The 17,755-nt window shown below is 71.2% G+C and carries 16 protein-coding genes; 9 read left to right on the top strand and 7 right to left on the bottom strand.

Translation table 11 applies throughout. The annotated features are described in order from the left end of the window. Positions 1 to 126: 126 nt before the first annotated feature. Positions 127 to 510, top strand: coding sequence for a TlpA family protein disulfide reductase (locus tag AXA68_RS17140; RefSeq protein WP_066416652.1), 384 nt, complete (start codon positions 127 to 129; stop codon positions 508 to 510). A gap of 522 nt (positions 511 to 1,032) precedes the next feature. Here AXA68_RS17140 and AXA68_RS11080 read toward each other — a convergent pair. Then, complete coding sequence (locus tag AXA68_RS11080) at positions 1,033 to 1,236, bottom strand: methytransferase partner Trm112 (RefSeq protein WP_066416643.1); 204 nt, start codon at positions 1,234 to 1,236, stop codon at positions 1,033 to 1,035. Between the two features lie 180 nt (positions 1,237 to 1,416). Between AXA68_RS11080 and AXA68_RS11075 the strand changes: the two genes are divergently transcribed. Continuing rightward, the gene (locus tag AXA68_RS11075) at positions 1,417 to 1,695 is read left to right on the top strand and encodes a ribonuclease P protein component 4 (RefSeq protein ID WP_066418556.1); all 279 of its coding nucleotides are present in this window, start codon (positions 1,417 to 1,419) and stop codon (positions 1,693 to 1,695) included. Positions 1,696 to 1,702: 7 nt separating this feature from the next. On the opposite strand, the gene AXA68_RS11070 is transcribed toward AXA68_RS11075, so the two are convergent. From AXA68_RS11070 to AXA68_RS11060, 3 genes are all read right to left on the bottom strand, one after another. Further along, positions 1,703 to 2,386, bottom strand: coding sequence for an HAD-IIB family hydrolase (locus tag AXA68_RS11070; RefSeq protein ID WP_066416639.1), 684 nt, complete (start codon positions 2,384 to 2,386; stop codon positions 1,703 to 1,705). A gap of 74 nt (positions 2,387 to 2,460) precedes the next feature. Next, positions 2,461 to 3,630 (bottom strand): Cdc6/Cdc18 family protein, encoded by a 1,170-nt coding sequence (locus AXA68_RS11065; RefSeq protein WP_066416636.1) that lies wholly within the window; start codon positions 3,628 to 3,630, stop codon positions 2,461 to 2,463. Positions 3,631 to 3,703: 73 nt separating this feature from the next. Further along, entirely contained in the window at positions 3,704 to 3,904 is a 201-nt protein-coding gene (locus tag AXA68_RS11060) for a hypothetical protein (RefSeq protein WP_066416632.1), read from the bottom strand. Positions 3,905 to 4,067: 163 nt separating this feature from the next. Here AXA68_RS11060 and AXA68_RS11055 point away from each other — a divergent pair, with 163 nt between their 5' ends. Continuing rightward, complete coding sequence (locus AXA68_RS11055; RefSeq protein ID WP_066416630.1) at positions 4,068 to 4,469, top strand: hypothetical protein; 402 nt, start codon at positions 4,068 to 4,070, stop codon at positions 4,467 to 4,469. A gap of 16 nt (positions 4,470 to 4,485) precedes the next feature. Here the strand turns inward: AXA68_RS11055 and AXA68_RS11050 are convergent, their stop codons facing one another. Continuing rightward, a complete protein-coding gene (locus AXA68_RS11050; protein ID WP_198530052.1) occupies positions 4,486 to 5,571 on the bottom strand; it encodes a hypothetical protein in 1,086 nt (361 codons plus the stop codon). Position 5,572: 1 nt separating this feature from the next. After that, entirely contained in the window at positions 5,573 to 7,114 is a 1,542-nt protein-coding gene (gene glpK / locus AXA68_RS11045; RefSeq protein ID WP_066416627.1) for a glycerol kinase GlpK, read from the bottom strand. A 384-nt stretch (positions 7,115 to 7,498) separates the two neighbouring features. Between glpK and glpA the strand changes: the two genes are divergently transcribed. From glpA to AXA68_RS17135, 6 genes are all read left to right on the top strand, one after another. Then, entirely contained in the window at positions 7,499 to 9,247 is a 1,749-nt protein-coding gene (glpA, locus tag AXA68_RS11040; RefSeq protein WP_066416624.1) for an anaerobic glycerol-3-phosphate dehydrogenase subunit GlpA, read from the top strand. Beyond that, positions 9,234 to 10,643 carry a glycerol-3-phosphate dehydrogenase subunit GlpB gene (gene glpB, locus AXA68_RS11035; protein ID WP_066416621.1) on the top strand — a complete coding sequence of 470 codons (1,410 nt, stop codon included), beginning with the start codon at positions 9,234 to 9,236 and terminating at the stop codon, positions 10,641 to 10,643. Before glpA ends, glpB begins: the two co-directional genes overlap by 14 nt. After that, entirely contained in the window at positions 10,640 to 12,214 is a 1,575-nt protein-coding gene (locus tag AXA68_RS11030; protein ID WP_066416612.1) for an anaerobic glycerol-3-phosphate dehydrogenase subunit C, read from the top strand. Before glpB ends, AXA68_RS11030 begins: the two co-directional genes overlap by 4 nt. Before the next feature lie 78 nt (positions 12,215 to 12,292). Then, complete coding sequence (locus tag AXA68_RS11025) at positions 12,293 to 13,231, top strand: hypothetical protein (protein WP_066416604.1); 939 nt, start codon at positions 12,293 to 12,295, stop codon at positions 13,229 to 13,231. Positions 13,232 to 13,319: 88 nt separating this feature from the next. Continuing rightward, positions 13,320 to 14,768 carry a CRTAC1 family protein gene (locus tag AXA68_RS11020; RefSeq protein ID WP_066416600.1) on the top strand — a complete coding sequence of 483 codons (1,449 nt, stop codon included), beginning with the start codon at positions 13,320 to 13,322 and terminating at the stop codon, positions 14,766 to 14,768. Positions 14,769 to 14,845: 77 nt separating this feature from the next. Further along, the gene (locus AXA68_RS17135; protein ID WP_198530051.1) at positions 14,846 to 15,019 is read left to right on the top strand and encodes a DUF7576 family protein; all 174 of its coding nucleotides are present in this window, start codon (positions 14,846 to 14,848) and stop codon (positions 15,017 to 15,019) included. 69 nt (positions 15,020 to 15,088) lie between these two features. Here AXA68_RS17135 and AXA68_RS11015 read toward each other — a convergent pair whose 3' ends face one another. After that, complete coding sequence (locus AXA68_RS11015; RefSeq protein ID WP_066416598.1) at positions 15,089 to 17,752, bottom strand: hypothetical protein; 2,664 nt, start codon at positions 17,750 to 17,752, stop codon at positions 15,089 to 15,091. Positions 17,753 to 17,755 lie beyond the last annotated feature (3 nt).

Here is a 17,755-nt window from a genome sequence, read left to right as displayed (position 1 = left end):
CAATCACCTTGGCGGCAACATGTTCGACCGGGTTCCCGCTCGGTGGGAGACGGGAGGTCGCTGACGGGGATGCGACCGGTTGCCACCGACGCGCCGTTTACAAGCCTCGGCGACGTACGGCGGGACATGACGCTCGAAACGCTCTCGCCCGGCGACGCGGACGCGGAGGGGCTCGACGAGGCGGTACTGGACGCGCTCGCGGCCGACGGCTACCGGTTCAAGGTGTGGGGCGGCGACTGGTGTGGCGACTGTCAACGGCAGCTTCCGGCGTTCGGAGCCGCGCTCGCGGCCGCCGGCGTGCCCGACGACCGGATCGAGGCGTTCCCGGTGACGAAGGGACCGAACGGCAAGGAGGGTCCCGGCGTCGAGGAGTACGGGATCGAACTGATCCCGACCGTCGTCGTCGAGGACGCCGACGGCGAGGAACTCGCGCGATTCGTCGAGGACGCGGACGTCTCCATCGCCGAGGCGCTCGCCCGCGACCTCGCGGACGTCGAGGCGACGGCGTAGTCGATCGATCGGTCACTACGGGCGAAGGAGTGAGCGATCGCCGGTGCGGTGGCGCGCCTCCGAGCGAGCCATCGGCTCGCGAGGAGCCCGCGAGGGACGCCACGAGCGCTTGAAAAGCGCGAGTGGCGAGGCTGGGGAGGCGTGAGGTGCGGGGCTGTGCTGTGCGGGTGGGACTCAAAGGGGCAGTCGCGAGGAGGCCGTAGGCGACGAAAGCACCGCAGCGAAGGAACGAAGTGACTGAGCGAGGAGCACAACGAGCGTACGGCCTCCTCGCGACTGGGGCTTTGTGAGTGTTCACCGCGTCAGCAACGATCCGCCTCTATCCATCTGATTCTCTCACGAAACACCCGTACAACTAGCAAGCGGATTCTACTCGACCGTTCACCTCCCCGATGCCGAAGTGAACTCCCGTCGTGTTCCACGGGATCCCCCCGTCCGAGGGAACGAGAGGACGGTCTTGGATCCACCGATACCCGCGAGTATCCCGGCTCAGGCCGCCGCCTGCTTCAGGCCGCCGCTTCTTCAGGCCGCCGCTTCTTCCTCCTCCTCGCGCATGTCCGGCGGGAGGAGGTTCGGGATCCCGTCCTCGATCGGGTAGACCTCGTCGCACTCGGTACACGTGAGCGTCCCCTCCAGGATCTCCTCGTCGTCCCGCTCGTCGACGTCGAGTTCGAGGTCGGCCTTGTCGAGCGGACAGCAGATCACGTCCATCAGGGATTCCTTCATGGAGGCGGGTTGGCGTGGACCGTTCAAAAAGGATGCGGGTCGGTGGAGCGGATCGACCGAAAGGCCCCGATCCGGCGGATCCGGTTCCGGACGGCTCTAGACGGCTTTGGACGGCTCCGGACGACTCCGGCTTCGGTCGCGGACGACAACGCCTTTGCGATGCGGGGACACCGGAAGCGCATGGGGATCCCCGAGGAACGGATCGAGCGGCTGTTCGGGCTCGCCCGCGAGGCGGTCGTCGACGACGAGTACGACCGCGCCCGGGAGTACGTCCGTCTGGCGAGGCGGATCGCCGAGCGGAACCGCTGTGGCGTCCCCCGCGAGTTCGAGCGGAAGACCTGCGACGACTGCGACGTGTACCTCCGACCGGGGAAGACGAGCCGGGTCCGGCTCGGTCCCGGACGGGTCGTCGTCCGCTGTCGCGAGTGCGGCGCGACCGGGCGGTACCCCTACCACTGACCGGCGATCACGGCTCTCGACCCGCCCGCAGGGCCTCCAGAACTGCCGCGGTACCGTCCATGTATCCCGCCTCGAGGACGACGTCGGCGGCCGCGGTCGCCGCCTCGTCCGCGTTGGCGACGGCGTAGGAGTCGCCGGCGACCTCGAACGTCGAGACGTCGTTCTCGCTGTCGCCGACCGCGACGAACTCGCCCGGGTCGAGATCGAGCGCCTCGGCGACCCGCACGAGCCCCTCGCCCTTGCTCACGTCCGGCGATTTGACGTGGAACGCGTAGCCGGTGTCGACGACCTCCACGCCGCCCGCGGCCGCGGCGACCTCGCGCAACAGCGCCTCGTCGGCGTCGACGGAGACCGCCACCTCCGTCTCGCGCCACCGGTTCACCGTCTCGTCCCCGCCCCAGCCCAGGTCGCCGCCGCGCTCGAGGAACGTCTCGACCACGGCGCGCGCGGTCGCCGGGTCCCCGAGGATCGTCGTCTCGTCGTCGACGTGGACGACCCCGCCGTTCTCCGCGATCACGGTCGCGTCGCGGCCGAGGAACCCCGCGAGCGCCACCGGGTACGGGAACGCCTTGCCGGTCGCGAGCGCCACGGGGGCCTCCCAGTCGGGCAACAGCTCGAAGACCCGAGCGTCGAGGCGGCCGTCCGGCGTCGTCAGCGTCCCGTCGATGTCGAGCGCGAGGGGCGGAACCATGTGGACACGCCGGGTCGCCGGCGGCAACTGTCTTCCGTTCGGCGAGGGAGAAGGAGAGCAACCGGGGAGCCGGCTCAGGCGCGCGCCGACCGGTCGAACAGCTCGCGGTAGACGTGTGTCGGGAACCGCGGGACGAGCCGGCTCGGCGGCCGTCCCTTACCGTCGCTCCGCCGGACGGTCACGCGATCGAGCAGCCCGGCGTCGGCGAGCTCGTAGAGCACGCGCCGCACCGTCGAGGCCGACAGGTCGACGCGCCGACGGGAGGCGATCGTCTCCGTCGCGGTGCTCACCGAGGACCGGTCCGACTCGGACAGCGTCACGAGCTCGTAGAGGAGGCGGCGGCGGCTCTCCGAGAGCGAGAGGACGCGCCCCAGCGTGACGCAGGGCTTCGGGACCTCCTCGATACCCGCGTCGACGTCCGCGGGCCGGATCGTCGAGACCCCGTCGCGCTCGGCGTGGATGGCGGCCCCGGCGATCGCGGCGAGCGCGTCGTGGGCGTCGCCGGAGGCCCACTCGCCGATCTCGCGGACCTGGTCGTGGCTGAGCGCGTCGCGGCCGAGCCCCGTCGAACACCGGCTCGTCAGCAGCTCGACGAGCACGTGCCGGCGGTACCGCGAGAACGCCACTGACTCGTCGGGGTCCCACTCGATCTCCTCGGGCGGCTCCCGGCCGAGACACACCGGCACGATGTGGCCGCTCACGTCGGTGAGCCACTCGACGACCGTCGACGCGCTCGGCGTCTCCGGCTCGTTGGTGTGGTCGACCGCGACCACGACGTCGGGGCCCGTGCGGACCGCGTCCCGGAGCGACTCCGCGAGGTCGTCGGTGCCGATGCCGTGGTCGGGCACCGTCTCGTCGCCGACGGCCGCCAGCGCGTCGTGATAGAGCCGGAACCGGGTCGAGGCCCGCCTGGCGTCCACGTAGACGAACCCCGGAAGCGTCGGCTCGACCGCCCGCGTCGACGTCTGGATCGCCTGCGGCGGCCCGCTGTGGGTCGCGAGCCGGTCGAACAGCGCGGAGACGACCGCGGACTTGCCGCTCCCCTTCGGGCCGTGGACGTAGGTGCTCGGCGGCAACGCGCCGGAGAAGGCCGGGCTGAACGCGTCGAGCAGACGCTCGAGCGCCGGGCCGCGGCCGATCGGCGACTCGAGGTGGAACACCGGGGAGACGGCGTCGAAGTCGACGAAGACGCCCGCTCCCGTGTCGTATCCGAGTCGCCGCTCGATCCGGTCGTCGATGTTCACGCTCCCACCTCTCCGGTACGGGGATAAAACCGATACGAATCCGAGACCGGCCACCGGTTCCGACGCCGGGTCGCTACCAGTGGTCCGGCTTGTACCGGTTGATGAGGAGCGTCGAGATCACGAAGACGACGCCGCTGATGAGGCCGCCGATCCCGCCGGCGACGAGGCGAACCCAGGTCGGGCCCTCGGCGGTCGCCGCCATGACGACCGCGACGACGGCCGCGACCAGCAGCAGGTTTCGTCCGTCGCGTCTCTCGAGTCCCAGCGTGTTCATGTCCGACGATGTTCCCGGACGTGGTTAAATACACCCGGGCCGGATCGCGTCTCCGACTCGCGTCCTCCGAGCCCGCGTCCCCCCCGCCTCGGACGGTCCGGCCGATCCGGGGGAGCGACGCTTCGACCATAGGCTTAACCCACCCGACCGCTTTTCGGGGCGTATGTCGGAACAGCCGTTCCACGAGTCGGTGGTCGCCGCCGACAAGCGGAGCAAGGCGATCGCGCTGTTCGTGGCGATCGGCCTCTTTCTCGCCGTCAACCGGCTCGTCGGTGACGTACAGTTCGCTTCGATCGTCGCGGCGACGGCCGGTATCGGCACCCGGCTGTACGTCCCGTACCACGCGAGCATGCGGGTCCCGGCGGCGGAGCGGACCCCGCTGAGCGCACACCCCGCCACGGGCGAGTACCATCACGGTGCCGCCGGGCTCGCTCTGGTGACCGCCTCGCTCGCCGCTATCGTCGTCTTCGGTCTCGGTCACCGGCTCATCACCGCGGTTGGTGTCGGAGTCATATCCGGGAGTATCGCGTATCTAACACTTGCGTCGGCGCTGCCCTCGGATTGAGGATCGGGAGCCGGGATCAGGTCCCGGGCACCCAGATCGATCCGAGCACGCCGAGGATCGCCAGCACCGCGAGGATCGACGAGGTGATGAAGATCGCCGCCGCGGGCGGGTCCACGTGCGTGTCCCCGTGCGCGTAGAAGACGCGCTGGAAGGCCTCGCCGATGACCGCGCCGAGCAGTCCGAACACGGCACCGGCCACCAGCCCGATGGCCGGGCTGAATCCCGCGCCGGTGAACGCGGCCCACGCGGTCGCGCCCGGCAGCGTCATGTGGTGGGTGACCGGGATCCGCTCGACGCCCAGGTTCAAGAACAGAAGCGTCGCCGCGCTGATGCCGAACCCGAGGAACACGTTCCCGGTCTGGATCGCGGCGTACGACGCCGCCAACCCGGCGGCCGCCCCGATGGCCGCGACGTGTGACCACTTGTACATGTTCGGCAGCCACGGCTCGACGGCGAGCCGGTCGCTCCCGTCCTTGTCGCCGTCGCCGGGCACCTCGCCGTCCTCTCGCATCTCCTCGCGCTCGAACGGCCCCATGTCGAAGTAGCCGCTCGCCTTGCTGCTGACGTTGCCGATCACCGAGTAGCCGAACACCAGCCGGTGGACCAGCGCGCTGGCCACGACGGTGAAGGCGATCGGGTCCGTCGGGATCGCCAGGTTGCGGAGCGTCTGTTCGAGGAGGATCCCGAACACGCCGAACCCGGCACCGACCGCGAGGATGTCCGGACGGCTCCCGAGCGCGAAGCCGATGTCCTTCGCGTTGTGGTAGTCGAAGCCGGACTCCATCGCGCCGTTCTTCGCCGCGTACGCCGCCGCGGCCGCACCGCCGGCGAAGGAGATGTGCGGGCCGAACACCGGACCGAAGCCGACGCCGACGCCGGCTCCGGAGGCGGCGTCGCCGCCGAAGACGCCGGCGATGACGAGGAACCCGGTGAAGATGAACGCCGGGAGCGCCCCGAGGGCGGCACCGAACGCCCCGCCCGCGGCCGCGCCGAGCCAGATGCCCGGGCTGAGCAGCACGTCGAGTACCGCACTGAGCGAGCCGGCGTTCCACTGTGCGAGCACCTCGCCCGACGCGAGCAATGCCGACACTTCAGCGCTCATTCTACTCGTCCTCCTCGTCGTCTCTCGCCCAGCCGAGCGACTTCTCGACGGCGTCGTCCCAGCGGCTGTACAGCTTGTCGACCTCCGCGGCCTCCTTCTCGGGAGTGAACTCGCGGTCGACCTGCCAGTTGTCGCGCAGCTCGTCGACCGTGTCCCAGTAGCCGACCGCCAGCCCGGCGGCGTACGCCGAGCCCAGCGCGGTCGTCTCGTCGACCTCCGGCCGGGCGATCTCCGTCTGGATGATGTCCGACTGGAGCTGACAGAGGAAGTTGTTCTTCACCGCGCCGCCGTCGACCCGGAGGCTCGTCGTCTCCACGCCGGAGTCGGCCTCCATCGCCTCCGCCACGTCGCGGGTCTGGTAGGCGATCGACTCCAGGGTCGCGCGGACGATGTGCTCCTTGCTCGTGCCGCGGGTCATCCCGACGATGGTGCCGCGGGCGCGGCCGTCCCAGTGGGGCGCGCCGAGCCCCGTGAACGCCGGGACCATGTAGACGCCGTCGGTCGAGTCGACCGATCGGGCGAGCTCGGCGGTCTGGGCCGCGTTGTTGATGAGGTCGACGTCCTCGAGCCACTCGATGGCGGCACCGGTGATGAAGATCGACCCTTCCAGCGCGTACTGGACGGGCTCGCCGGACATCTGGAAGCCGATGGTCGTCAGGAGTCCGTGGTCGGACTCGACGGCGTCGGTGCCGGTGTTCATCAGGTAGAAGGAGCCGGTGCCGTAGGTGTTCTTCGCGTCGCCCTCGTCGAAGCAGGTCTGGCCGAACAGCGCGGCCTGCTGGTCGCCGAGCGCGCCCGCGACCGGGATCTCCTCGCCGAGGAAGCCGTCCGCGTCCGTGTGGCCGTAGTAGTCCTCGTCGGAGGAGGGGCGTACCTCCGGTACCATCTCCTTCGGCACGTCGAACTCCGCGAGGAGCTCGTCGTCCCACTCCAGGTCCCGGATGTTGTACAGCATCGTCCGGGACGCGTTCGTCACGTCCGTGATGTGGTTGCCCGTGAGGTTGTAGATGAGCCACGCGTCGATCGTGCCCATGAGCAGCTCGCCGTCCTCGGCGCGGTCGCGGAGGTCACGGCCCCGGGAGCTCGACATCTTGAGCGGCTCGGCGTTGTCGAGGATCCACTCGGTCTTGGTCGCGGAGAAGTACGCGTCGGCCTCGAGGCCGGTCTTCTCGCGGATCTCCTCGACCATTCCCGCGTCCTGGAGCTCCTCGACCCGATCGGTCGTCCGGCGGTCCTGCCAGACTAAGGCGTTGTGGACCGGCTTGCCGGTCTCGCGGTCCCACACGATCGTGGTCTCGCGCTGGTTCGTGATCCCGATCGCGTCCAGTTGGTTCGCCTCCAACCCGGCGTCCGCGAGCCCGTCGAGGACGACCTCCTGGGTGTTCTCCCAGATCTCTATCGGGTCGTGTTCGACCCAGCCCGGGTTGGGGTAGATCTGTTCGTGTTGTTCGTAGGCGTTCGCGACGACCTGCCCGCCGTGGTCGAACACCATGAAGCGGGTTCCGGTCGTCCCCTGGTCTATCGCACCGACGTACTGTGTCATGTTCTGGATCCCTCCTGCGGCGCTGGTCCGGCCGAAACGACGACGCCACCGTCCGTGCCCCGGATCCGTCCGGGACCGAACCCGTCACCCTCCCCGCCCCGAAACGTCGCGTCCGGGCCTCACGCCGGCCCGCAGACCGGGGACGCGGGGTCGCTGTCGTCGCCGCCACGGCATATCTTCACGGAAGCTACCACGCCATTCGTGAACATAATGTACTACCATAATAATCTTCCTGTTAAAATCCGTATGCCACGCCGCATAAAAAAGGTGAATATATAAATCTGTGGGTTATCCCGCCGACAGGAGATGATGACTATCCCTGATAGTTATGATCGGGCACCTCCAGGAGATAAAGTAAAGTGATCCCGGTCCAAGCGCTATGACATGGACGATCAAGTGGACGTCGTCGTCGTCGGTGGGGGGTCGACCGGCTGCGGCGTGATACGGGACCTCGCGAGGCGGGGGCTCGACGCGGTCCTCGTCGAGAAGGGGAACCTCACGCACGGGACGACCGGGCGCATGCACGGGCTCCTCCACAGCGGCGGGAGGTACGCCGTCTCCGACCAGAAGAGCGCGCGCGAGTGTATCGAGGAGAACCGAGTCCTGCGGGACATCGCCGCCCACTGCGTCGAGGAGACGGGCGGGATGTTCGTCAAGCGGCCCGAGGACGACGAGGAGTACTTCCAGGAGAAGCTCGAGGGGTGTCGCGCGTGCGACATCCCCGCGGAGGTGATCGACGGCGAGGAGGCGCGCCGGCGGGAGCCGTACCTCGCGCGCGACGTGGAGAAGGCGATCGTCGTCCCCGACGGGGCCGTCGACCCGTTCCGGCTCTGCGTCGCGAACGCCGCCGACGCCCGCGAGCACGGCGCGCGCGTCGAGACCCACGCCGAGGTGACGGACGTGCTCGTCGAGGACGGCGCGGTCGTCGGCGTCGAGATCGAACACGACACGGGCCCGGGCAAGCGCGTCCACCGCGAGCCGGGGACGACCGAGGAGATCCGCGCGCGCTACGTCGTCAACGCCACCGGCGCGTGGGCCGGACAGCTCGGCGAGATGGCCGGCGTCGACGTGGAGGTCCGCCCGTCGAAGGGCGTGATGACCGTGATGAACACCCGGCAGGTCGACACCGTGATCAACCGCTGTCGACCGAAGGGCGACGCCGACATCGTCGTCCCCCACGAGACCGCCTGTATCCTGGGAACGACCGACGAGGAGGTCGACGACCCCGAGGACTACCCCGAGGAGGAGTGGGAGGTCGACCTGATGATCGAGACGCTCTCGGAGCTGGTGCCCGCGCTGAAGGACGCCCGCACGCTCCGATCGTTCTGGGGCGTCAGACCCCTCTACGAGCCGCCCGGAACCGGCACCGACGACCCCACCGACATCACGCGCGACTACTTCCTCCTCGACCACGCCGAGCGCGACGACCTCCCCGGCATGACGAGCATCGTCGGCGGGAAGCTCACCACCTACCGGATGATGGCGGAGTCGATCACCGACCACGTCTGCGAGAAGCTCGACTACGACGCCGACTGCGACACCGCCGACGCGCCGCTTCCCGGCTCCGAGGACTTCAGCGTCCTCCGCGACTACATGGAGGAGTTCGGCATCCGCTCGCCGATCGGCCGCCGCTCCGCCCAGCGGCTCGGATCGCGCACCGACGACGTCCTCTCCGGCACCGACCCCAACCCCGTCGTCTGCGAGTGCGAGGGGGTCACGCGCGCGGAGGTTCGAGACGGGATCGAACAGGCCGGCTCCGACCTGAACGCGGTCCGGCTGCGGACCCGCGCCTCCATGGGGAACTGCCAGGGCGGCTTCTGTACCCACCGCATCGCCTCGGAACTGGCCCAGGAGTATCCCGAGCCCGTCGCGCGCGACGCCGAGGACGAGCTCTACCAGGAGCGCTGGAAGGGCCAGCGACACGCGCTGTGGGGCCGACAGCTCTCGCAGGCGATGTTGAACCACCTGCTCCACGCCACCACGATGAACCGCGACGGCGACCCGGCGACGACGGACGCCGACGTCGACTTCGGCGCGTTCGACGCGGGGGCGGGAGCCGCCGGCGTCGACGGCTCGGACGACTCGGCCGCGGGCGTCGCGGCGACCGACGGGGGCGGGCATGGCGATCGATAGCGAGGTCCTCGTCGTCGGCGGGGGGATCGCCGGGATCACGGCCGCGATCGCGGCCGCCCGCGAGGGGGCCGACACGCGGCTCGTCTCGCACAAGGCGAGCACGCTGCGGCAGGCGTCCGGGCTGATCGACGCGCTCGGCTACCTCCCCGCGACCGAGCCGGCGAAGCCGCTGCGCGAGGGGCCGCCGACCGCGGGCCGGAACCTCGACCCCGACGAGTGGCCCGACCCGGAGGGGCCGCTCGCCGACCCCTTCGAGGCTATCGACCGGCTCCCCGAGGACCATCCGTACCGGCTCGTCGGCGCGGACGCGCTGCGTGAGGGGCTCGACCTGTTCGACGACCTCGTCGGCGACGCGTACCTCGGGGGCCACACCGACCGAAACGCCCTCGTCCCGACCTTCGGCGGCAGCGTGAAACCGACCGCCCGCTATCCCGCCTCGGCGGCGGCCGGGCTCGCGAGCGACGACCGCCCCGCCCTGATCGTGGGGTTCCGGTCGCTCACGGAGTACGACGCGCGGACGTTCGCCGACCGGCTCGCGGCGGCGGGCGTCCCCTTCGACGTCGCCGGCGCGGAGGTGGAGTTCGCGGAGGCGTTCCGCGCGGACGCGAAGATCACCCGCCTCGCGAAGGCGCTCGACCGCGACGAGCCGATCGACGGCACGCCGGCCCGCGAGGCGCTCGCGAAGGCGGTTGGGCCGCACCTCCACGACGTCGTCGACGGCGAGGGCGGCGTCGACCGCGTCGAGCGGGTCGGCTTCCCGGCGTTCCTCGGCGACGACCACGCGGCGGAGGTGCGCGCGGAGCTCGGCGACCGGCTCGGCGCGGACGTCTTCGAGATCCCGATGGGGCCGCCGAGCCTGCCCGGCCTCCGCCTCGAGGACCTGCTGTACGACGCGCTCGACGACGCCGGGGTCCGGTTCGAGACCGGGACGCCCGCGGTGGGGTACGAAGTAGACGGCGGCGGGGACGGCGGAGGCGGCGACGGGAGCGGCGACCGGATCGACCGCCTCGTGATGGACCGGAAGGGCAGCGAGGTGCCCTACGGCGCGGAGGCGATCGTGCTCGCGACGGGCGGGCTGGTCGGCAAGGGGCTCGACTCGGACCGCGACGGCGTCCGCGAGCCGGTCCTCGACTTACACGTCCCGCAGCCGGCGGACCGCTACGAGTGGTTCGTCGACGACGCGTTCGGCGAGCAGCCGTACGCGCGGTTCGGCGTGCGACCGGACGAGCGGCTGCGGCCGCTCGACGAGAGCGGCGAGGTGGCGTACGGGAACGTCCGGGTCGCCGGCGCGGTCGTCGGCGGCGCGGACGTGGCACGGGAGAAGTCCGCGAGCGGCGTCTCGCTCGCGACCGGCCTCGTGGCGGGCCGGGAGGCGGCACGGGAGGTTGGACAATGACACGACACACGGAGAACGACGACGACGAGGCGGAGGGGACCGACGAACCACACGGCGGGTGCGGCTGTGGGGGAACCGACGGGACGCCGCAGCCGAACGTCCCGGAGATCGGTCGCGACGAGCGCCCGGCGATATTCGTCCCCGACGACGGGGACGAGGCGAGAGCCGCCGGGAGCGACTCCGCGGGGTCGTCCGCGGCGAACGGGCCGGCCGAGCCGACCGAATCGGCCGCGACGGACGCGCCGCGAACCGCGACCGACGGGGGCGTCGAGAGCGCGACCGGCGGCAGCGACTCGACCGAGCTCGACCCCGACGCCTACGACCCGATCGACGTGTTCCCCGAGGGCGACCTCGACCTCCGCGACGGGGCCGACTCCTGTTACAAGTGTACTTCCTGTGACACGTCGTGTCCGGTCGCGGAGGTGGACGACGAGTTCCCCGGTCCGAAGTTCCAGGGACCCGAACAGTGGCGGCTCAAGCGGAAGGGGGACCACGACATCGACGAGTCGATCACCTCGTGTTCGAACTGTATGCGGTGTGACGACGCCTGCCCCTCCTCCGTGCCGCTCTCGCAGATGCACAACGAGGCGCGCGGCCAGTTCGTCGAGGAACAGATGGAGAAGCTCTCCGTCGAGTACGTCCGCAACCGCATCCTCGCGAACTACCGGACCTCGGCGCGGCTGGCGAGCGTGGTCCCGCGGCTCTCCTCGTTCGCGATGAACTTCGGCCCCGCCCGCTGGGCGATGGACAAGGTGCTCGGGATCCCCAAGGAGCGCGACTTCCCCGAGTTCGCGACGACGACGTTCCGCGAGTGGTGGCGCGACCGCGGCGGCGCGCAGGTCGAGAACCCGGACAAGCGCGTGGCGTACTTCCACGGCTGTTACTCCAACTACAACACGCCGGAGGTCGGCAAGGCGATGGTCCGCGTCTACGAGCACTTCGGCTACGAGGTGATGGTGCCGCCCCAGAAGTGCTCGGGCACGCCGATGTTCGCGAACGGGATGCTCAAGGACGCCCGCCGGCACGCCGAGACCAACGTCGAGAACCTGGTCGAGGCGATCGGCGACGGCGCGGACGTGATCGCGTCGTGTACCTCCTGTTCGATGTCGCTGCGCCAGGAGTACCCCGAGCTGTTCGACATCCACGGCATCGAGGACGTCTCCGATCACACCTTCGAGGCGCTCGAGTACCTCCGGATCCACGAGGACCTGGACGAGGCGCTGGCGGAGGCGCGCCCCGAGGACGACCGGTCGTTCGCGTATCACGCGCCGTGTCACGCCCGCAACCAGGGGCTCGCCCGGCAGGCGGTCGAGACGTTCCGCGACGTCGACGGGGTCGAACTGGAGGACGTGGGCGACTCCTGTTCGGGGATCTCGGGCACCTACGGCTGGAAGAGCGAGAAGTACGAGAAGTCGATGCAGATCGGCGAGGAGATGTTCGATCACATGGAGGCCGCCGAGGGCGAGGTCGGGATGACGGAGTGTCCGACCTGCGCGATGCAGATGGAACACGGCACCGGCTACGAGATCGAACACCCGCTCCAGCTGCTCGAGGAGACGGTCGTGGCGTAGGGAGCGTCGTCGCCTCGTTTTCAGATGCGATAACGAAGGACGAACGTTTATTTTCGGTAGCCGGCTGGTTCGGGTATCGTGACCCTGGGACAGCTCGTCGATCGCTTCGAGAGCGCGGAGCGGTCGATCGTCGTCGTCAATCGAACCGACCCGGACCCGGTCCAGGACATGCTCGTCGACACGTTCGGCGACGACGCCGTCCGCGTGACCGAGCGGAGCGCGAACGAGACGAACGGGTCCGTCGCGCCCGGCCTCGACGCCGCCGTCGACGCCGCCTCCGCCGGGATCGCCGACCATCCCCTCGACGCGGCCGTGCTCCGCGACCACGACGCGGTGCCGTTCGACGGGGACCGCCTCGCGGACGCCGAGAACCTCGTGTTGCTCCTCGAGGGCGACGAGGTCCTCGCGGGGTCGACGCTCGAGGAGCTCGGCGACGCGATCCTGTTCGTGAACTCCGACCTGTACATCACCGGGACGCGCGCGCCCGGCGACCTCGAGTTGCCGTCGGTGATAACCGGGCTCGACGACACGGTGTTCACCCTGCGCGGCTATCCCGAGTCGAACCGGCAGAAGCTGCTTTTGATCACCATCTCGCGGTTCATCGAGCGCACCGCCCTGGCGGCCGGCGGCGGGACGCTCCGGTCGTCGTTCCAGCGGCTCTCGCGGCTGGAGGACGAGCTGGGCACGCGGCGCGTGTACGACCGCCTCGCCGACGGCGGGGTCGACGCCCACCTCTACGGCGTGCCCGACGACCCGCCGACCGGGCTCGAGGCCACGATCCACGGCGGCCGCTCCAGCGACTTCACGGACAGCTGGTTCGTCGTGTTCGACCCGCCGGGCGGCCCGGCGGCCGTGGACGCGGAGACCGACCTCGACCGCGGGGTCAACGGCGGGGTCGCCCTGCTGGCGGTGGAGACGGAGCCGCGGGTCTGGCACGGGGTCTGGACGTTCGACCCGGACCGACTCCGCGCCATCACTCGGTACATCAGGCGAAACCTGTCGACTCCGGCTGGGTGACGCCGCGGCGGGACCGAGCGATCGACCGACCGCTTCGGCGGCGGCTCCAACCCGTGCGTTCATTACCCCTGGGCGGTGACGGGCGGTCATGTTCGCGGACCGTTCCGATCTGCTCGCCGACGCCGACCCGGTTCGCGGGTACGGCGTCGCCGTGACGCCCGGTCGGGACGGGCCGCTGGTCTTCGTCGCCGGATACGGGGAGCCGAACCGGCTGTACGCCCGCGAGGACGGCGGACCGGCGAGGTTTTCCGACACCGCCTGCGGCATCGTCGCCGACGGCGACAGACACGCGATGGGCGTGTGCGCGGCCGACGTCGACGCCGACGGCTGCGAGGAGATATACGTCCACAACTGCGCCAACAGCGTCGGCGTCGCCGGCGACTCCGACCTCCTCCTCGACCGGCTGGAGGCGGAGGCCTACCGGTGGACCGACACCTTCGCGCTGCCCGTCAACGCCGACCGGCTCAACTTCCGGGCCGGCCGCTCCGTCGCCGCGCTCGACCGCCTCGGGACCGGCCGCTACGGCGTCGCCGTCGCCAGCTACGGCGCGCCGCTCGCGTTCTACGAGCTCGGCGACGACGGCGAGGCCTCCGACATGGCCGACGCGGTCGGGCTGGCGGTCGAGGACGGCTGCCGGTCGCTGCTGCCCGGCCCGCTCTGTTCGGAGGGAACCGACCTGTTCGTCGGCGTCGAGGCCGGACCGAACCGGCTGTTCCGCAACGAGGGGGGCCACTACGAGGCGGTCGACGGCGGGCCCGACCTCGCCGACCCCGCGGGCGACGCGCGCGGCGTCGCGCTGGTCGACGAGGGCGGGTCGTTCGCGCTCGCGGTCGGCAACTGGGAGGGTCACAGCCGGCTGCTCAGGGCCGACGCCGAGGGACGGTACCGCGACGTCGCCCCGTCGGCGCTTCGCGCGGCGGAGGGCGTCCGGTCAGTGGTCGCCGCCGACTTCGACAACGACGGGAGACAGGAGCTGTTCTGTAACGGCTTCGGCGAGGCCAGCCGGCTGTTCGAGCGGGTCGACCCGGTCGCGGACGGTCGGGGGGGCCGAGCGGGGTCCGCCGGTGCCGACGACGGCGACGCGACCGAACCCCGCTGGGTCCCCGGCGACGTCGGCGCGGCGGCCGAGCCGACGGGGTTCGGCACGGGCGCGGTCGCCGCCGACCTCGACGGCGACGGCGTCCTCGAGCTCGTCGTCGTCCACGGGGAGGTCGCGGCCCAGCCGATCTCGGTGTACGCCGCGCCCGGCGCGGCCGACAACGGCTGGCTCCGCGTCCGTCCGACGACGCCGCAGGGCGCGCCGGCACGCGGGGCGACCGTGCGGCTCCGCGTCGCGGGCGGCGGAACCCAGCGGCGCGTGATCGACGCCGGCGGCGGCTACCTCTGCCAGACGGAGCCGATCGCGCACTTCGGACTCGGGGACGCGAAGCCGGAACGCGTCGTCGTGCGCTGGCCCGACGGCCGCGAACGGGCGATCGACGACCCGGACGCGAACGTCGAACTCGACGTGGCGCACCCGACCGTCGGCGCGGAGTGAGCACGGAGCGACGACCGCCGCCCGGCCAGAACTGCCGCGCTTCGCGGGTTCAAGTGGCCGCGAGCCCACGGGCGGGTATGGTGGATCCGACATCCGATCTCGGCGAGGAGGACGAGGAGTCCGCGCCCCGGTGTGCGTCCTGCGGGGAGCCCGCGCTCGGCGTCGAGAGGCGGACGGTGACGTGGGTCGAGGACGATGTGGTCGAGCGACGACACTTCTGTAGCGAGGCGTGTCGCGAGGAGTGGGAGTAGCGTCCCGTCCCGGTCACGTCGACGCCGGGCCCGCACCCGTGAGACGCGGGGTCCGTCCCGGCGGACCGGTCACATCCGGTCCGGATCGGTCACCGAGAGCCCGCCGCGCTCGAGCGCGGCCCGGAGCGACCGCTCGTCGAGCGCGAGTTCGTCGAGGCGGCCGCGGTCGAGGCGGACGGCGGGTCGGGCGGGATCGATCGCCGGCTCTCCGGGGCCGACGCGGTCGTGACCCCCCGTCCGCGGGGTCGTCCGTCCGTCCGTCGTCGCGAGTTCCCCGAGGAGACGGTCGAGCACCTCGGGGTCCGTCCCGACCTCCCCGGCGAGCCGGCCGGGCTGGGTGAGTTCGTCCAGCGCCCACGGGGGGATCGGGTCCGGGTCCGCGCCCGGGCCGCCGAACCCGCCCGGGCCGTCCGGCGGGAACCGTCGCGGCGGACCGGCACAGCGCGCTATCTCGTCGCTCGCCTCCCGGACGGCCCCCGGCGGGATCCCGCCGGTCTTTCGCGTCGCGGGGTACGCGAGCCACTCGCGGTCGGCGACCGTGAGCCCGCGGTCGTCGGCGACCGTCACCGAGAGGTGCCCCGAGAGCCCCGCACCCCGTTCGGTCTCGAGGACGCAGGTCGCGCCCGCCACGTCGTACGTGACGGTCGCGCCCTCGTGGGCGAACGAACCCCGGCCGTCGAGCGGTCGCCCCGCGAACGTCCACTCGTGGCCCGCGAGCGGCGAGGCGAGAAGCCGCGTGCGAGCCGTGGCGGTGATCCGATAGGCCACCTCGTCGATCGTGTACTCCTCCGATCGGTCCTCCACTTCGAGGCCGCCGCCGACGCGCTCCCCGCCGAACTCGAAGGAGGGGAAACAGCTCACGACGGGCCACGACTCCGTGCCGCGCTCGATCTCGCGGGAGTCGGTGACGCGCGACAGCTCCTCGATCGTGACCTCCGGGGTCGGCCGCCCGTAGGTGACGTACTCGAGCCGGAGCCGACCGTCGCGCCGCGAACAGCGGACCTTCGCGTAGCGGTTCTCGCTCGTCTGGACCGCGATCACGACCGTGCCGCCGAACTCGACGCCGAACAGCCGCGTCCGCCGTGGCACCCGCGAGGCGGGGAGATGGCGCCGAAAGGCCGCGGACTCGTACTCCGCCTGCTCGAGGTCGACCACGGTGAGGCCGTCGAAGGCGGAGCCGGCGAGCGGAGCCATCACGGCGGCGGAGCGGGCGTACAGGCCGGGACCGTTCGGGCCGGTCCCCCACGAGAGGTCCGCGCCCTCGAAGACGCCCGCCCGGACCGTCCCCGTGTCGAGGTCGATCGCGGCTCCGGGCGCGAGCGGCTGCCGCGCCGACCGCGCGACGACCGGGAGCGCCGCGTCCGTCACCGGCCGCCCCCCGATCGCGAGCGCGTCGGGCGTCAGGTCGAGCTCGGTGAGCTCGAACCCGTCCGCGGCCGGCCCGATCGGGATCGAGAGGTCATCGACGTCGGCGAGTCGCTCCGCGAACACGTCCTTCCCGATGCTCTTCGCGACGCCGTCCGCGATCGCGTCGGCGACGACGAGGGCGACGGTCGCGAGGATCACGCCGGCGATACCGCCCGTGATCGCGCCGAGGGCGAGCGCCGCGAGCGTGACGTACCACGGGAAGTCGACGTTGACGTTCGGGTCGTCCATCTCGACGCGGAGGTCGACCGCCCCGTCGTCGATCTCCAGGTACACCCGGATCCGGAAGTCCCCGTCCACGTCGAACGGGAACCCCTCCGCCGAGCCGTCGCCCTCGAACGCCCCGGTAACCGCGATGTGTCCGTCCGCGATCCGGGCCTCGAGGTCGGTCACGGCGAGCCGGTCGATCTCCTCCTCGTTCGAGACGTCGAGCGGCACGGGGCGCGTGAGCCGACACGGCCGGGCGAAGGCCCCGTCGGGGGCGTCGAGCGACTCGGAGAGCGAGGGACAGACGACGTCCCCGAGCAGCGTCTCGCCGTCGACGAGCACGACCACCGGCGTCTCCGGGGTCGTGCTCGCCGCCGCCACGGCGGCCGCGTCCCCCTCGGTCGCGGCCCGAGTCGGGAGGAGGAACGCGATCGCGTCCTCGCCCGTCCGGAGAAGGGTTGTCTCCACGTCGATCGGCTCCGTCGGGTCGTCGTCGTCGCCGAGCGGGATCGGCTGCGGGGAGAGCGGGACCCACCGCACGTCGGTCGTCAACAGCTCCGTCACCTCGTCCTGGATGACCGCCCTGAGCACCGCCTCGAGGAACGGGCTGGCGTCGTTCAGCCGTCCGACCGTCTCGGGCGTGAACCCGACCTCGATGCGGTCGACGCCGCCGTCGAAGGCCAGCCCCACCTCGCGGGCGTCGTCGTCGGCCGGCGGCGTCCGGACGGCGACCGACTCCTGGACGAGGATCGTCCCGTCGAGGTCGCGCACCGTCGCTCCGTCGTCGATCGCGACGAAGGACTCGCTGAACGGCAGACACATCGTGATCCGGTCGCCCGTCGTGGCGAGTTGCGCGTCCGTGACCCCCCAATCGTACCGCGCGACCTCCCGGCGCGTCTGGGGGTCCCGTTCGAAGGCCATCCACGGGGTGTCGAAGAGGAAGTTGGCCTCGCCGGCGACGGGCGCGTCGAACGTGCGGCGGAGCTGCGGCGGAAACACGTCGGATCCCGCGGCGTACAGCGCCGCGAGCTGGTCGTTGTACTCCCGCTCGGACACCTGAACGACCAGGTCGTAGCCGCCGGTTTCGTACGGCGTTCGCATCGG

Source organism: Halorubrum aethiopicum (genome assembly GCF_001542905.1).
In the GTDB taxonomy this organism is placed as follows: domain Archaea; phylum Halobacteriota; class Halobacteria; order Halobacteriales; family Haloferacaceae; genus Halorubrum; species Halorubrum aethiopicum.
This window is presented reverse-complemented; position numbering and strand designations above follow the sequence as displayed.

Coding starts and splice junctions, on each gene's coding strand:
- glpB (WP_066416621.1), top strand. CDS start 9,234: ATGGCGATCGATAGCGAGGTCCTCGTCGTCGGCGGGGGGATCGCCGGG.
- AXA68_RS11080 (WP_066416643.1), bottom strand. CDS start 1,236: ATGAAGGAATCCCTGATGGACGTGATCTGCTGTCCGCTCGACAAGGCC.
- glpK (WP_066416627.1), bottom strand. CDS start 7,114: ATGACACAGTACGTCGGTGCGATAGACCAGGGGACGACCGGAACCCGC.
- AXA68_RS11055 (WP_066416630.1), top strand. CDS start 4,068: ATGTCGGAACAGCCGTTCCACGAGTCGGTGGTCGCCGCCGACAAGCGG.
- AXA68_RS11060 (WP_066416632.1), bottom strand. CDS start 3,904: ATGAACACGCTGGGACTCGAGAGACGCGACGGACGAAACCTGCTGCTG.
- AXA68_RS11050 (WP_198530052.1), bottom strand. CDS start 5,571: ATGAGCGCTGAAGTGTCGGCATTGCTCGCGTCGGGCGAGGTGCTCGCA.
- AXA68_RS11070 (WP_066416639.1), bottom strand. CDS start 2,386: ATGGTTCCGCCCCTCGCGCTCGACATCGACGGGACGCTGACGACGCCG.
- AXA68_RS11075 (WP_066418556.1), top strand. CDS start 1,417: ATGGGGATCCCCGAGGAACGGATCGAGCGGCTGTTCGGGCTCGCCCGC.
- AXA68_RS11015 (WP_066416598.1), bottom strand. CDS start 17,752: ATGCGAACGCCGTACGAAACCGGCGGCTACGACCTGGTCGTTCAGGTG.
- glpA (WP_066416624.1), top strand. CDS start 7,499: ATGGACGATCAAGTGGACGTCGTCGTCGTCGGTGGGGGGTCGACCGGC.
- AXA68_RS11030 (WP_066416612.1), top strand. CDS start 10,640: ATGACACGACACACGGAGAACGACGACGACGAGGCGGAGGGGACCGAC.
- AXA68_RS11020 (WP_066416600.1), top strand. CDS start 13,320: ATGTTCGCGGACCGTTCCGATCTGCTCGCCGACGCCGACCCGGTTCGC.
- AXA68_RS17135 (WP_198530051.1), top strand. CDS start 14,846: ATGGTGGATCCGACATCCGATCTCGGCGAGGAGGACGAGGAGTCCGCG.
- AXA68_RS17140 (WP_066416652.1), top strand. CDS start 127: ATGACGCTCGAAACGCTCTCGCCCGGCGACGCGGACGCGGAGGGGCTC.